Annotated in this window: 12 protein-coding genes; 8 read left to right on the top strand and 4 right to left on the bottom strand. The window is 56.0% G+C overall.

Annotation, left to right across the window (positions count from 1 at the left end):
* Nucleotides 1–9: 9 nt before the first annotated feature.
* Entirely contained in the window at nt 10–1,023 is a 1,014-nt protein-coding gene (locus ACO0LO_RS16670; RefSeq protein WP_422965444.1) for an AraC family transcriptional regulator, read from the bottom strand.
* 133 nt (nt 1,024–1,156) lie between these two features.
* Here ACO0LO_RS16670 and ACO0LO_RS16665 point away from each other — a divergent pair, with 133 nt between their 5' ends.
* Entirely contained in the window at nt 1,157–2,002 is an 846-nt protein-coding gene (locus ACO0LO_RS16665) for an SDR family oxidoreductase (RefSeq protein WP_422965442.1), read from the top strand.
* A gap of 54 nt (nt 2,003–2,056) precedes the next feature.
* Here ACO0LO_RS16665 and ACO0LO_RS16660 read toward each other — a convergent pair whose 3' ends face one another.
* Nucleotides 2,057–3,031, bottom strand: a complete 975-nt coding sequence (locus ACO0LO_RS16660) for a quinone oxidoreductase family protein (protein WP_422965440.1) — start codon at nt 3,029–3,031, stop codon at nt 2,057–2,059.
* A gap of 423 nt (nt 3,032–3,454) precedes the next feature.
* Between ACO0LO_RS16660 and ACO0LO_RS16655 the strand changes: the two genes are divergently transcribed.
* The 6 genes from ACO0LO_RS16655 (at nt 3,455) to ACO0LO_RS16630 (ending at nt 9,493) form a co-directional block, all read left to right on the top strand.
* Nucleotides 3,455–4,567, top strand: a complete 1,113-nt coding sequence (locus ACO0LO_RS16655; protein ID WP_422965438.1) for an alkene reductase — start codon at nt 3,455–3,457, stop codon at nt 4,565–4,567.
* Between the two features lie 163 nt (nt 4,568–4,730).
* The gene (locus ACO0LO_RS16650) at nt 4,731–6,149 is read left to right on the top strand and encodes an amidase (RefSeq protein WP_422965436.1); all 1,419 of its coding nucleotides are present in this window, start codon (nt 4,731–4,733) and stop codon (nt 6,147–6,149) included.
* A gap of 116 nt (nt 6,150–6,265) precedes the next feature.
* The gene (locus tag ACO0LO_RS16645) at nt 6,266–7,240 is read left to right on the top strand and encodes a quinone oxidoreductase family protein (protein ID WP_422965434.1); all 975 of its coding nucleotides are present in this window, start codon (nt 6,266–6,268) and stop codon (nt 7,238–7,240) included.
* Between the two features lie 118 nt (nt 7,241–7,358).
* Nucleotides 7,359–8,339 (top strand): LysR substrate-binding domain-containing protein, encoded by a 981-nt coding sequence (locus ACO0LO_RS16640; RefSeq protein ID WP_422965432.1) that lies wholly within the window; start codon nt 7,359–7,361, stop codon nt 8,337–8,339.
* 62 nt (nt 8,340–8,401) lie between these two features.
* The gene (locus tag ACO0LO_RS16635; protein WP_422965430.1) at nt 8,402–8,656 is read left to right on the top strand and encodes a hypothetical protein; all 255 of its coding nucleotides are present in this window, start codon (nt 8,402–8,404) and stop codon (nt 8,654–8,656) included.
* A gap of 186 nt (nt 8,657–8,842) precedes the next feature.
* Nucleotides 8,843–9,493: a class I SAM-dependent DNA methyltransferase gene (locus ACO0LO_RS16630; protein ID WP_422965428.1), complete on the top strand. Its 651-nt coding sequence runs from the start codon at nt 8,843–8,845 to the stop codon at nt 9,491–9,493.
* Between the two features lie 29 nt (nt 9,494–9,522).
* Here ACO0LO_RS16630 and ACO0LO_RS16625 read toward each other — a convergent pair whose 3' ends face one another.
* Complete coding sequence (locus tag ACO0LO_RS16625) at nt 9,523–10,485, bottom strand: GlxA family transcriptional regulator (protein WP_422965426.1); 963 nt, start codon at nt 10,483–10,485, stop codon at nt 9,523–9,525.
* Nucleotides 10,486–10,582: 97 nt separating this feature from the next.
* Between ACO0LO_RS16625 and ACO0LO_RS16620 the strand changes: the two genes are divergently transcribed.
* A complete protein-coding gene (locus ACO0LO_RS16620) occupies nt 10,583–10,885 on the top strand; it encodes a putative quinol monooxygenase (RefSeq protein ID WP_422965424.1) in 303 nt (100 codons plus the stop codon).
* Between the two features lie 89 nt (nt 10,886–10,974).
* On the opposite strand, the gene lpdA is transcribed toward ACO0LO_RS16620, so the two are convergent.
* Nucleotides 10,975–13,092, bottom strand: a complete 2,118-nt coding sequence (gene lpdA, locus ACO0LO_RS16615; protein WP_422965890.1) for a dihydrolipoyl dehydrogenase — start codon at nt 13,090–13,092, stop codon at nt 10,975–10,977.
* Between the last annotated feature and the right edge of the window lie 17 nt (nt 13,093–13,109).

Genomic DNA, 13,109 nt, shown 5'->3' with positions numbered 1-13,109 from the left:
ACCGCTTTATCACCTGATGCGGGAATGCATTCCCCGTATTTTCGCATCAGACTGCATCTTCCTTTCCTCCTGTTCCCTCCCTGCGATTTCTACTCCCGCTCTCCTGTCGCCGCCCGGCGCGTTTCTGTAACTGTTGGGTGAAACTCCCGTCACCCGCTTGAATGCATTGCTGAATGCGCTCTCCGATGTATAGCCCAGCGTATGTGCGAGCGCACCGATAGAGCTGCGGTTCTCGCGCAGCGCCCGTTGGGCGAGGCGCATGCGCCATTGCGTCAGGTAGGCCACCGGGGCAACTCCGGCAACGGTTTTGAAGTAAGCCGCGAATGTGGCGCGGGACATTGCGGACGCGGCGGCCAGTTCCCCCAACTGCCAGGGGTGCCCCGGGTCGCCGTGCATCAGCCGGATGGCCGGCGCCAGGCGCTTGTCGCTGACGGCGCGCAGCCACCCTGCCGCCACCGGGCCCGCCGCCTCGAAATAGGCGCGCAGTATCTGGATGAACATCAGGTGCGCGAGCTGCGCGGAAGCAACCGCTGCGCCGGGCAGATCGTTGTCGCGCTCGTGCACCAGTTGTTGCAGCAGCCAGTGCAGCACGGGCGCCTGGCTCGATGCGGCGCGGATGTGTATCAGCGGCGGCAAGGCATCCAGCAGCAAGTGCCCGCCCTCGGCGCTCAATTCGACCTTGCCGCCGACCATGAAAAAATCATCACCCTCGCCATGCCGGACGATGGCGCCTGAGCGGCCTTTGAGAACGTCGGAAAGGTCTGTTCGCTCTGCATCCAGGTCGGTCGCCAGCACATGTGTACGCGCCGCTGAAAGAAGGAAGACGTCCCCCTCCTCGACCCGGATAGGTGCCTGCTCGCCATCCACCACCAGCCAGCAGCTACCCCGCAGCACACCCCAGAACTTGATTCTGTCCGCCGCAGGAATGCTGATCGCCCATACACCGCCAGCGATCAAGCCGCCCGACATGATGGAGCGCGCACGCATGAAGTGGAGGAAGTCTGAAAATGGATCTTGTAGCATATTCAGATTTTTACGCATAAATGGCAGACGGTCAAGCATTCAAAATCCAAAGCATATCCCATATCCTTCGTGGCATGGGTCTGGTGCGCATTTCACGTTCCAGGCGCCGAGCACATTTACTGGAGAAATGAAAATGAAAAATCAACGCACCTGGCTTATTACCGGCGTCAACAGCGGCTTTGGCCGGCTTATGACGGAGCAGCTGCTTGCCAATGGAGATCGCGTTGCGGGTACCGTGCGCGATCTGGCGGCAATGGATGATCTGAAAGCCCGTTATGGCAACATGCTGTGGCTGGCTTCCCTGGATATGACGGATACCCCTGCTATCCGCCATGTAGCGGACCAGGCATTCCAGGAACTCGGGCAGATTGATGTCGTTGTCAGCAATGCAGGCTACGGCCTGATAGGCGCGGCCGAAGAAGCAACAGACGAACAGGTAGAGCACCAACTCAGCACCAACCTGACAGGCTCCATCCAGCTGATTCGCAGTGTGCTGCCGCACCTGCGGCGCCAGGGAGGCGGGCGTATCATCCAGTTGTCCACGATGGGCGGACAAGCCACCTTCCCTGGCGGCTCGCTATATCACGCAGGCAAATGGGGCATAGAAGGCTTTGTCGATTCAGTCAGCCAGGAAGTTGCCGTATTCAACATCGGCTGTACACTGGTGGAACCAGGCGGTGCACGGACAGGTTTCCGTTACCGCAGTTCCAGGCTAACGACCAAAATAGACGCCTACGACGCATCGCCTGCCAGTATGGGCCGCCGCATGATAGAACAAGGCACCAGCATCCCGCCGGGCGACCCGGCAAAAATGGCCGCGATCATGATCGACAGCGCGGACCAGCATCCGGCGCCAAAGCGAATCGCGCTCGGCAGCGATGCCTACACGGTAATGCACAAGCAGCTCAGTGAAAGGCTGGCAGCACTGGAAGCGCAGAAGGAACTGGCCTTCTCGACCGACTTTCCGCCGGGAGCGTAAGGATGTCGGGTATGTCTGATATGTCCGTTATGTCCTATTCCTGCATGACGGCCATCAAGGCCTGAAGCCGGTAGTAAATACAGTTCGCAGCGCACTGTCATCGCCCGTCCAATGCTGCTCCACCTCGGACAGCGGGACCGGCTTCGTGGCAATCTTGAAGCCGCCCGGCACCGCGGCCTTGAACAGCTGCGCGATCGCATCGAGGATGCGCGGCAGCGGCACGCTGCCTATGCCGCTGCCCAGCAGCTCAATGGACGACGACCGCAACGCCGCACTCGGCAGAGTGATAGTCGCCGAACTGACAGAACCGATCTGGATAAACCGCACCGGCACCGCCTCCGGCGCGGCCTTCGCGCCTGCCACTAGCAGCAGCTCCGCGCTTGGCCCCCACAGGTAATCCAGAACAATATCTATGCCTTGCTGAAACTGCTGCCGGAAGGCCGTTTCCAGCGCCTGTTCGTCCTGCATCAGATTGATCGTCACATCGGCGCCCAGCTCCCGCAAAGAGTGCAAAGCCTCCGCATTGCGCCCGGTCGCAATCACTTTGCCTGCGCCCAGGTACTTGGCGACCTGCACCGCCAGCCGGCCCGACACGCCGGTTGCGCCATTGACCAGCACCGTTTCGCCTTTAACCAGTTTTGCCCGCTCGACCAGCGCCGCCCACGAAGACATGCCGGGAATGGCGATGGCTGCCGCCGTCACATCATCCAGCTCTGCCGGCAAGGGAATACAGCGCGCTTCTTCAACGAGGCAGTGTTCCGCCATGCCGCCGAAAGGCGCTTCAGGCATCACAAAATAGACGCGTGTGCCATCTTCCCGCACGCCGGTGCCATCCATGCCCGGCACAAAAGGCAGCGTTCCCGAAGAACTATAGTGCTTGCCAGACGCCCGGCTTTTGGTGACATGGCTGAGCGCCGACGCCACTACCCTGATGCGCGCGATGCCATCGGCGCCAGCGAGATTGGCCGGCTCGGCGAAGTCCGTATATACCGGTATTGCACCGGCTTCCTTGACGAGTGCTGCTTTCATGTCTGTTCCTTTGTGGGGTCTTCTGAGGGAATGGCGTTCTGAATCGGGCATTTAATTTATGTGCATTATACACATAAATTAAATCTAGCAAGCCCTCGCGCTTTGTTCGCATTTGGATGGATTTCAACCTCAGCGGAGCGGTCCGTCCCCTGCGCCCGCACTTGCAACTCCGCCAGCAAACCCTAGCCATATACGAGCGATATACCGGCTGCTCATTATCTCCAGATGTAGAAAGTGATTCCATATCTGAGCGTTGTTCCCGCAGGGCAGACTCCATACACTTGCCTCACTGCTGCAGATCGTGACGAAGTCGCCACCCAATCAGCATTGCGTTGTCTTGGAACAAGGTAAGCCTGCAACTAGCTATTAGACAAATAAGATAATTCATTCATCAACATGCGAACACAAAGAAAAGGTAATTTTATGTCACAGCTTTTCCAGTCAGTTAAGGTAGGTCCCTACACATTTCGCCATCGCATCGCGATGGCGCCTTTGAGCCGTCTCCGCTCCAACGCTGATGGCACACCCACAGAACTTGCAGCCGAATACTACGGACAACGAGCATCAGAAGGTGGCTTAATCGTCTCCGAAGGTACATTCATGGCTGAAGGCGGTAACGGCTATCTTGGCGTTCCAGGAATCAATGCAGACAGACAAATCAACCGTTGGAAAAAAATCACTGACGCGGTGCATGCAAAGGGCGGTTACATCTTTCTTCAATTGTGGCATGTAGGCCGTCAGTCTCACGCCGAACATCAACCTGCTGGTGGCGCACCGGTTGCACCTTCGGCAGAACCATTCGAAGGCATGGTCTTCACCACTGAAGGCTGGGTAGCATCAACCCCTGCGCGAGCACTAGAAATACACGAAATTGAAGATCTGGTCGAAGAGTATCGGAAAGCCACACAACGGGCAGTTGCCGCCGGTTTTGATGGAGTTGAAGTTCACGCGGCTAATGGATACCTGCTGGATCAGTTTTTGCAAGATGGCAGCAATAAGCGGAACGACGCATACGGTGGCAGCATAGAAAACCGTGCACGGTTTCTGATGCAAGCTGTTGACGCAGCAGCATCAGTCATCGGAATAAACCGCGTCGGGGTACGTATCTCACCTAGCGGTGAGTTTGGTGGCATGAAGGACAGCGCTCCGGAAGCACTGTTCAGCCACGTCGCACAGAAACTCAACAAGCTGAATCTTGCCTATCTTCATTTGATTGAACCGCGAGTCAGCGGCAACGAAACAAATAACAGCAAGGATCAACAGACGCCTGTAGCCGCGCAGTTAATTCGTAAGCACTACAAGGGAATAATCATCGCGGCAGGAGGATTTACGCCCGAGTCGGCAGCAGCGATCATTGAAGAAGGCCATGCAGACCTGGTCGCATTCGGTCGGCATTTCATCTCCAATCCTGATCTACCTGAACGCATTCGGAACAGCATACCTTTGGCAAAATATAATCGCGACACCTTTTATGGCGGCAAGGAAGTCGGCTACACAGACTACCCGGCTCATGGGGAAACTTTGCAGTCAGCGTGATTGCACTCAAAAATATCTGGGCCGGTCTCAGATCCTTTTATCTTTCTATCTTTTTCGGCTCACAGCAGTTGGCGCAATCTGATAGCAACGGGCTACCAAAAATTTCGACCCGGGGCCTGTTCGATCAGCTCCGCCACAAGCTCACAATTTCAAGGAATGTACTATGAATCCCAATCTCGACAACGCAATTTTCTACAAAGATGCGACTGAACTGGCTCGGCTGATCCGCACCAAGGAACTCTCCTCACGCGAGGTTGTACAGGCACATCTGGACCGCATCAATATAGTCAATCCCAAAGTAAATGCCATCGTGACCTTAATGAGCGATGACGCACTGAGAAGCGCCGACATCGCAGACAAAGCGATTGCCAACCGTGACGAATTGGGCCCGCTGCATGGTGTCCCCTTTACCATCAAGGACACCATGGATACCGCTGGCGTACCGAGCCAACGCGGCTCATTGTTATTCGCCGGCCATATTCCAGATAAGGACGCAACTGCAGTTGCCCGATTCAAAGCTGCCGGAGGCATTTCACTCGCAAAAACGAATATTCCAGAATTCGCCGGTTGGACAGAAAGCGATAACCGCCTGACCGGGCGCACCAACAATCCTTGGAATCTCGAACGTACGGCCGGAGGGTCCACCGGTGGCGAGGCAGCAATGATTGCGTCGGGAATGTCTCCAATCGGCATTGGCAGCGATGTCGCAATTTCAGTGCGCGGCCCCGCTGCATTCAACGGTATCGCCGCGCTGAAGGCAACTCATGGCAGGGTTCCTTACACAGGTCATTTTCCAACCGCGATGAGCAAATATTGGCACGTAGGGCCGATGGCAAGAAGCATCGCCGACGTGGCACTTGGATATAGCATACTCAAAGGCCCGGACGGCATAGATCCTTATGCCGTACATGCAAAAGACGCCGAGCCGGCCAGCGCCAGATTTGCCGGACGCAGAATTCGCGTCGGCTGGGTGTCAGACCAAGCCTTTGGACCTGTTGACACGGAAATCACCGCGGCAGTTGCCGCAGCCGCAATGCGACTGAAAGATCTCGGTTGCGATGTAGAAGAGGTCGTCCTGCCGTTCATGGAAAAAGATTGGCTTTCACCATTCTTTACACTTTGGTACGGTGAAATGATCCCGTTTGCACAAAAATTCGCTACTGGACGTGAGTCGGAATTGCACGCGGTTCTTTCAGGACTGATAGCGACGCCTTTGCCTTCTTTGCTGGAATTTGTCGACGCTCAAGCAAAGGTGGAAGAATTAAAATCGGCATTTGCAGGCTACTTTCAGAAATACGACGTACTGTTATGCCCGGTCAATCCTTTTACGGCCCCGCGCCATGCTCAAGACGAGGTTCTGGTCAACGGCGTGCCGGTTTCTGCCTATCACGTCATGACCGCAACTTCACCATTCAACATGACCGGGCTCCCGGCTTTATCGGTTCCGTTTGCGTTTAGCTCGGAACAACTCCCAATCAGTATTCAGCTGGTTTCGCGCTGGCTGGACGAGGCGACAATTTTGCGACTGGGTGCGCTGCTGGAACGGCAAGGTGGTTTGCAAAACCGCCGTCCGCCTATCTGATTCAAAATGTAAATGACGGCGTTTTCGATGCAGCCATATGCTGCATCGAAAACATGTGTTGAGCAAAAATTGAAACATAGCAATTTGTGTTTCAATGATTTGACAGGATGGACCTGATGACGCATGAAATGAAGAAAGTAATTATTAGGCAGCAGGGCAACGCAGACGTCCTGGAGGTAGTCAGGTCACAGATACCAAGCTTGAATCGATTAGAGGTACTTGTCGACGTTGAAGCCGCAGGCATCAACTACGTCGATGTCTATATGCGCAACGGCGCTGTCCAATATGCATCGCTACCCTTTGTTCCCGGTTTTGAAGGATTCGGCACGGTACGAGAGCTTGGTCCCGATGTAACAACGTTGAAAGTCGGCACACGCATAGCCTGGATAAATGCGCTGGGCTCCTATGCACAGCAGATAGCTCTGCCCATTGAGCAAGCGATTATTATTCCCGATTGTTTCGGTATCGATGAGGGCCTTCTTTTCCAAGGCGTGACGGCACAATATTTGATTAATGAATATTGCGAAATCAAGCCGGGAAGCGTGGTTTTGGTTCATGCCGCAGCAGGAGGCGTGGGACAGCTTTTGGTCCAATGGCTTAAGCATCTCGGCGCAGTTGTCATTGCGACGGCCTCGAATGAAGAAAAACTCCACACAGTTCGCGCACTTGGCGCCGACCACCTGGTGAACTACTCAACCGATAGCTTTTTAGATGCAGTAAACCAGATAACAAATGGACGAGGGGTTGATGTCGCTTTTGACGCGGTAGGGGCTGCGACATTTTCCGACACGGTGAAAGCCCTGGCAGCCAGAGGCACCGCTATTGCTTACGGCCAGGCTTCTGGAGTTGCTCCCGATATTCAAGTGTATCCGCTAATACTAAAGGGAGCTCGAATCGCCGGAGGATCGCTGTTCACCTATATTGCAGATCCCGCGGAAATGCAGGAGCGAGCCGCCGAATGGATTGATGGAATACAGGAAGGATGGCTAACGGCATCGAAAACAACCCGATTCTCCATTGAAGAGGTTGCCGACGCACATCGACAGATCGAAAGTCGAAATACGCAAGGGAAGCTTGCATTGATCATGTGACCGCGGCCCCCCGGTAACAGCGCCTCGCTATTACGCTGACGATGTAGTCGTCTTTAAGTGGTGCGCCGAGTGCGTGCTATCATCGTCAGCTCAAGCTAGCTTAGCGGCTTGGAATTGCATGCATTTTCAGGTTGATCCAGTTGAATGCTCGGAAGAAATGGGTCGACCTACTGCACCGTTAATCCATTTGGGAGTTACTTTGGATAGTTTGCATGCTATACGCATTTTCACCCGTGTGGTCGAAACGGGGAGCTTTACAAAGGCTGCAGATACTCTCGACATCCCATTAGCAACCGCAAGCAAACTGGTCCATGGACTTGAGGCGCAATTACGTGTCAAATTATTACAGCGCACGACACGCAAGGTTACCGTTACCGCAGACGGTGCAGCTTACTATGACCGCACAGTGCATCTCGTGCGCGCTCTGGACGAGATCAACAGTACGTTTGGCACCGATAATGCTCGCCCGATGGGGAAGATCAAAGTCGATACAAGCGCATCTATCGCAAGTAGTTTTATCATTCCTGCCCTTCCCAAATTTCATGAGCGATACCCGGACATTTACATAGACCTCAGCGTCACAGATAGCCCAACTCATATCATCATCGAAAATGTCGATTGCGCTATCCGGGGCGGTCCTGTTCTTGACGACTCTCTTGTTGCACGGCCATTGGGCATGGCATCATGGACTACATGCGCATCACCTGAATATCTGGCGCGCCACGGTATTCCAAAGAATCCTGCGGAGCTAGGTTCACATCATCAACTTGTCGGCTTTGTGTCTGCCCGCACCGGCAAGATCGTGCCGGCAACATTTGGCGACGGCGCAACCATGGTCCAGATTGAACCGAATTCTTTTTTTGGCGTGAATGAAGGAAATGCCCATCTGGCCGCCGGCTTAGCAGGCATCGGCATTATTCACAGTTTTTCATTTAAAGTCCGTTCGTATATCGCGTCTGGACAGCTCATTCCTATTCTGGAAAATTGGCGTCCTGCACCTTATCCCTATCAGGTCGTCTTTCCGCAAAATCGGCATATCAGCCAAAGGCTACGGCTATTCATAGACTGGCTTATAGAGATTTTTGAAAAATTGGACTAATTGCAGATTCTGTCGATGTCTGCCGCTTTAAGACACTACATATATTACTGAAGGAGTGGGTGATGGCTGATAACGTCGAAAACGGGACCGTGCAAGAACGCCATGATCTTGTGGCCGCTTTGCAGGTATTACAGGAAAAAAACGACACATTCTCGTCTCAGCAACAGGCCTATACGTTGCTCTTCACATTTTTGTTTGCTGAGATGCAGCGCCGGGATCCGGGCTTTGCGGAAGCGATTTATAAGAAAATTTTGGCACTACCTCCCTCTCAGGAAAAATCATTTGCAATCAACATCTTTAATAATCAGCTTGGCTGACCAGCAGCATCTCTATAGTGAAGCAAGTCAGATCGAGAAAGAAGCTGCGGCCGCGAATGTCAATAGCCTCACAGTGCGCCGAAAGCGCGGAAAACATCATTCAACTTCCACCAGGATAAGCTTGCGGCGAAAGTTCCAGCGCGTGCATACTATTGATTTCCAGCTCCCCTAATGCAGAACCCTCCCATGTCGATACACGATGCCAACCTGGAGTCGGTTAACACCTTCAACAAGCTTGCGGATCTCTATGCGAGCAAGTATTTCGGTTTGACGCAATACGACCGCTTTTACGCCATGCTGGCAGAACGTCTTCCGCCATCCTGCTCCGTCATCGACATTGCCTGCGGGCCGGGTAATGTGGCGGCCTACCTGCAACGGGTACGCCCGGACATTTCCATCGTCGGCATTGATCTGGCGCCGAACATGATTGCCGAAGCGAAGCGCCGCGTTCCAGGCGTTGAATTCCATGTCGGCGATTGCCGCAAGCTGGAGGATTTCGGGACGGGGTTTCAGGGAGCGGTGTTTGCTTTCGGCCTGAGCTATTTGCCGGAGGCGGATGCACAGCAGTTCTTTGCATCGCTGTCGCAGGTGCTCGCTGACAACGCCTTCTTTCTGCTGGCCACAATTACTGGTACGGAAAGCGTATCGCGCCATGAATCATCAAGCAGCGGGGACCGCGTGCTCATGGTGTACCGCACTCCGGAAGAGGTAACGGCACTGGCGAAGTCGCATGGGTTTTCAGTGGAATATGCGGAGCTATTGCCAAGCCCTGCCAATGCGCCATTTGCGACGACAGACCTGGTGCTGCTGGTTAGCAAAGCAGCTGTTGCGGCTTAGGCCGTACGCCACCGAAAGCGCAAACCCGTCTACTGCCGCGACCGCAACTCCCGCACTCCACGGCCTATCTTTTTACGCAGTAAAGTGCGCAGCGTGACGCCGTCGGCATATCCGACCTGCTCGGCAATCTGGTCGATGCTGGCGGTGCTGGTTTGCAGCAGGTGCACGGCCTTTTCCACGCGCAGATCCTGGAAGTAGGACAGTGGCGTCTTGCCCAGCACTGCGTGCAGGCGGCGCGCCAGCGTGCGTTCGCTGGCGCCGGTGGCACTGGCGGCTTCGCTCAATGAAAAGCCTTGTGCCAGCTTGCCGCGCGCCCATTGTTCAAAACGTTCGACGACAGGGTCGGCATGGGCCAGATGATCCGGGATGACGAAGGCAGCTTGCGAGGGGCGCGGCTCTATGACGAGGTAGCGCGCGGTCATCGCGGCCAGTGCGGGGCTGACGCTGCGCACCAGCCACAAGGCCAGGTCCAGGTGTCCCAGCGCCGCGCCGGCAGTAACGCGGTTGCCGGAATTGACCAGCATGTGTGCATCATCCAGCTTCACGGCAGGAAACAGCTCGCGGAACAGGGGCGCCAGCCACCATGATGTGGTGGCCGCATAGCCAGCCAGCAAACCTGCCTGCGCCAGCACGAAGGTGCCGGTGCAGGCAGCGGCCAGCAGCGCGCCTTCATCGGCCCAGTGCTGCAATACCTGGCCGAAGTCCGCCACTTCCTTGCGCTGCAAGGCCGCCCGCACCTGGTCAGGCATTTTTGCCCCCATGGCGGGCACCAGCACCACGTCCGGGCGGGGCAGGCCCGCGGCGGCCATGGCGGGAACCGTAAGGCCGTGGCTGGTGCGCACGCGCTTGCGCACAGCCACCAGCTGCACATCAAATTTGCAGGAGGGATCGCTGCCCATGCCGGCCAGTTCATTGGCGATACTAAAGGTGTCCAGCAAGGTGGACAGGCCGGTGTCGAATACTTCGTCAAGTACGAGGACATAGATCTTCATGGCAGGAATCATAGCATAACTGTCGTTCTTGCCACTTAGGCCAAAATGCATTGAGGCTTATTATCGTGGCGTTGTTCAACCCACAAGGAGATTCATCATGGTCAAATACGGATTACTGGTAAGGCTGGAAGCAAAAGCAGGCAAGGAAGCAGAAGTGGCAAGTTTCTTGGCAAGCGCATTGCCGCTGGCCAACCAGGAAGCAGGCACGGTAGTGTGGTTCGCGCTACGCATGGGGCCTTCCACTTTCGGCATATTCGATGCATTTGCCAGCGAAGAGGGGCGCACCGCGCACCTGTCCGGCCCGATTGCTGCGGCATTGATGGCAAAAGCGCCGGAGTTGCTGTCGCAGGCGCCAGTGATAGAACAGGTGGATTTGCTGGCAGCGAAGTTATCCGGCTGATTTTCGGCAGCTTATTTGTCGCTACGGGCATAAAAAAACCTCGCAGCCTTACGGTTGCGAGGTTTTTTGCATTGCCCGGAACAGCAGGCTTATTTTTTGCGCATAGGCGGCAAGTCGGTACAGACGCCTTCGAACACTTCAGCGGCCATGCCTATGGATTCACCCAGCGTAGGGTGAGGATGAATGGTCTTGCCGATATCCACCGCATCCGCGCCCATTTCTATCGCCAGCGCCAGTTCGCCTATCATGTCGCCCGCATGGGTACCGACAATGCCGGCGCCGACGATGCGATGCGTTTCGGCATCGAACAGCAGCTTGGTGAAACCTTCGTCGCGGCCGTTGGCCACGGCACGGCCTGAAGCCGCCCACGGGAAGTGGCCTTTTTCCAGTTTGATGCCCTTGGCCTTGGCTTCGTCTTCCGTCATGCCTACCCATGCCACTTCCGGATCGGTGTAGGCAACGGATGGAATCACCGTTGCATCGAAATGCGATTTCAGGCCGCTGGCAGCTTCGGCGGCAACATGTGCTTCATGCACCGCTTTGTGCGCGAGCATGGGCTGGCCGACCAGATCGCCGATGGCGAAGATGTGCGGCACGTTGGTACGCATCTGCGAATCGACATTGATGAAGCCGCGGTCGGTCACGCTGACGCCCGCTTTGTCGGCGGCAATCTTCTTACCGTTGGGGCTGCGGCCTACGGCGACCAGCACCATGTCGTAAAGCTGCGGTTCCGGCGCCATTACTGAGGCATCTGCGGCTTCAAACGTGACCTTGATGCCTTCCGGCAGCGCTTCCACGGCGACCGTCTTGGTCTTCAGCATGATCTTGTCGAAGCGCTTTTCATTAAATTTTTGCCAGACCTTGACCATGTCGCGGTCTGCGCCCTGCATCAGGCCGTCCATCATTTCAACGACATCAATGCGCGCGCCCAGCGTGGAATACACGGTCGCCATTTCCAGGCCGATGATGCCGCCGCCGATGACCAGCATGCGCTTGGGCACCTGGCGCAATTCCAGCGCGCCGGTGGAATCCACAATGCGCGGGTCTTGCGGAACAAAAGGCAGGTTCACAACGGAAGAACCGGCAGCGATGATCGCCTGTTTGAACTGCACCGTTTTCTTGCTGCCGTCGGCAGCGGTGACTTCAATATGGTTGGGGCTGACGAACTGGCCTACGCCCTGCACCACACTGACTTTGCGCGCTTTGGCCATGCCGGCAATGCCGTTGCTCATCTTGCCGATGACCTTGTCCTTGTAAGCACGCAGTTTATCGACATCGATTTCAGGCTTGGCAAACGTCACGCCATGCGATGACATCGCCGCGGCTTCATCGATCACGGCAGACACGTGCAGCAGCGCCTTGGACGGGATGCAGCCTACGTTCAAGCAGACGCCGCCCAAGGCAGCAAATTTCTCTACCAGCACGGTATTCAGGCCCAGGTCGGCAGCACGGAAAGCAGCCGAATAGCCGCCGGGGCCGGAACCCAGCACCATTATGTCGCACTCCACATCGACCTTGCCGGCATAGCTGGACGCGACCGGCGCAGGGGCGGACGGGGCTGCAGGGGCGGAGGCTGACGCAGCCGGCGCTGCAGCAGTGGGGGCAGATGCGGCAGCGCCGCCGCCGGTAGCTTCGACGATAGCGAGCAAGGAGCCTTCGGCCACTTTGTCGCCTACTTTGACTTTCAATTCCTTGATGACGCCGGCGTGGCTGGATGGAATTTCCATACTGGCCTTGTCGGACTCTACGGTGATCATCGATTGGTCCACCTTGATGGTGTCGCCGACCTTGACCAGCAGCTCAATCACTTCCACTTCCTTGAAGTCGCCGATATCGGGTACCTTGACTTCCACCGGACCGGATGAAGCAGCAGGCGCCGCAACAGTAGGTGCAGGCGCCGCTACCGGAGCGGGAGCCACAGTTGCAGCCGGTACAGGCGCAGCGACAGGGGCAGCAGTTGCGGCGCCTTCAGCCGCTTCCACGACCAGTAGCAGCGAGCCTTCGGCCACCTTGTCGCCGACCTTGATCTTCAATTCCTTGATGACGCCCGCATGGCTGGATGGAATCTCCATGCTGGCCTTGTCGGACTCCACGGTGATCAAGGATTGGTCCACCTTGATCGTATCGCCGACCTTGACCAGCAGCTCAATCACTTCCACTTCCTTGAAATCACCAATATCAGGTACCTTGACTTCGATCATGCCCATATTCAGCTCCGTATTTT

It is taken from the genome of Undibacterium sp. TJN25, from assembly GCF_049339885.1.
Taxonomy (GTDB): domain Bacteria; phylum Pseudomonadota; class Gammaproteobacteria; order Burkholderiales; family Burkholderiaceae_D; genus Undibacterium.
This window is presented reverse-complemented; position numbering and strand designations above follow the sequence as displayed.

Excerpts from the sequence above, each read along its gene's own strand:
- ACO0LO_RS16670 (WP_422965444.1), bottom strand. The coding sequence starts at position 1,023 with ATGCTACAAGATCCATTTTCAGACTTCCTCCACTTCATGCGTGCGCGC.
- ACO0LO_RS16665 (WP_422965442.1), top strand. The coding sequence starts at position 1,157 with ATGAAAAATCAACGCACCTGGCTTATTACCGGCGTCAACAGCGGCTTT.
- ACO0LO_RS16660 (WP_422965440.1), bottom strand. The coding sequence starts at position 3,031 with ATGAAAGCAGCACTCGTCAAGGAAGCCGGTGCAATACCGGTATATACG.
- ACO0LO_RS16655 (WP_422965438.1), top strand. The coding sequence starts at position 3,455 with ATGTCACAGCTTTTCCAGTCAGTTAAGGTAGGTCCCTACACATTTCGC.
- ACO0LO_RS16650 (WP_422965436.1), top strand. The coding sequence starts at position 4,731 with ATGAATCCCAATCTCGACAACGCAATTTTCTACAAAGATGCGACTGAA.
- ACO0LO_RS16645 (WP_422965434.1), top strand. The coding sequence starts at position 6,266 with ATGACGCATGAAATGAAGAAAGTAATTATTAGGCAGCAGGGCAACGCA.
- ACO0LO_RS16640 (WP_422965432.1), top strand. The coding sequence starts at position 7,359 with ATGCATTTTCAGGTTGATCCAGTTGAATGCTCGGAAGAAATGGGTCGA.
- ACO0LO_RS16635 (WP_422965430.1), top strand. The coding sequence starts at position 8,402 with ATGGCTGATAACGTCGAAAACGGGACCGTGCAAGAACGCCATGATCTT.
- ACO0LO_RS16630 (WP_422965428.1), top strand. The coding sequence starts at position 8,843 with ATGTCGATACACGATGCCAACCTGGAGTCGGTTAACACCTTCAACAAG.
- ACO0LO_RS16625 (WP_422965426.1), bottom strand. The coding sequence starts at position 10,485 with ATGAAGATCTATGTCCTCGTACTTGACGAAGTATTCGACACCGGCCTG.
- ACO0LO_RS16620 (WP_422965424.1), top strand. The coding sequence starts at position 10,583 with ATGGTCAAATACGGATTACTGGTAAGGCTGGAAGCAAAAGCAGGCAAG.
- lpdA (WP_422965890.1), bottom strand. The coding sequence starts at position 13,092 with ATGGGCATGATCGAAGTCAAGGTACCTGATATTGGTGATTTCAAGGAA.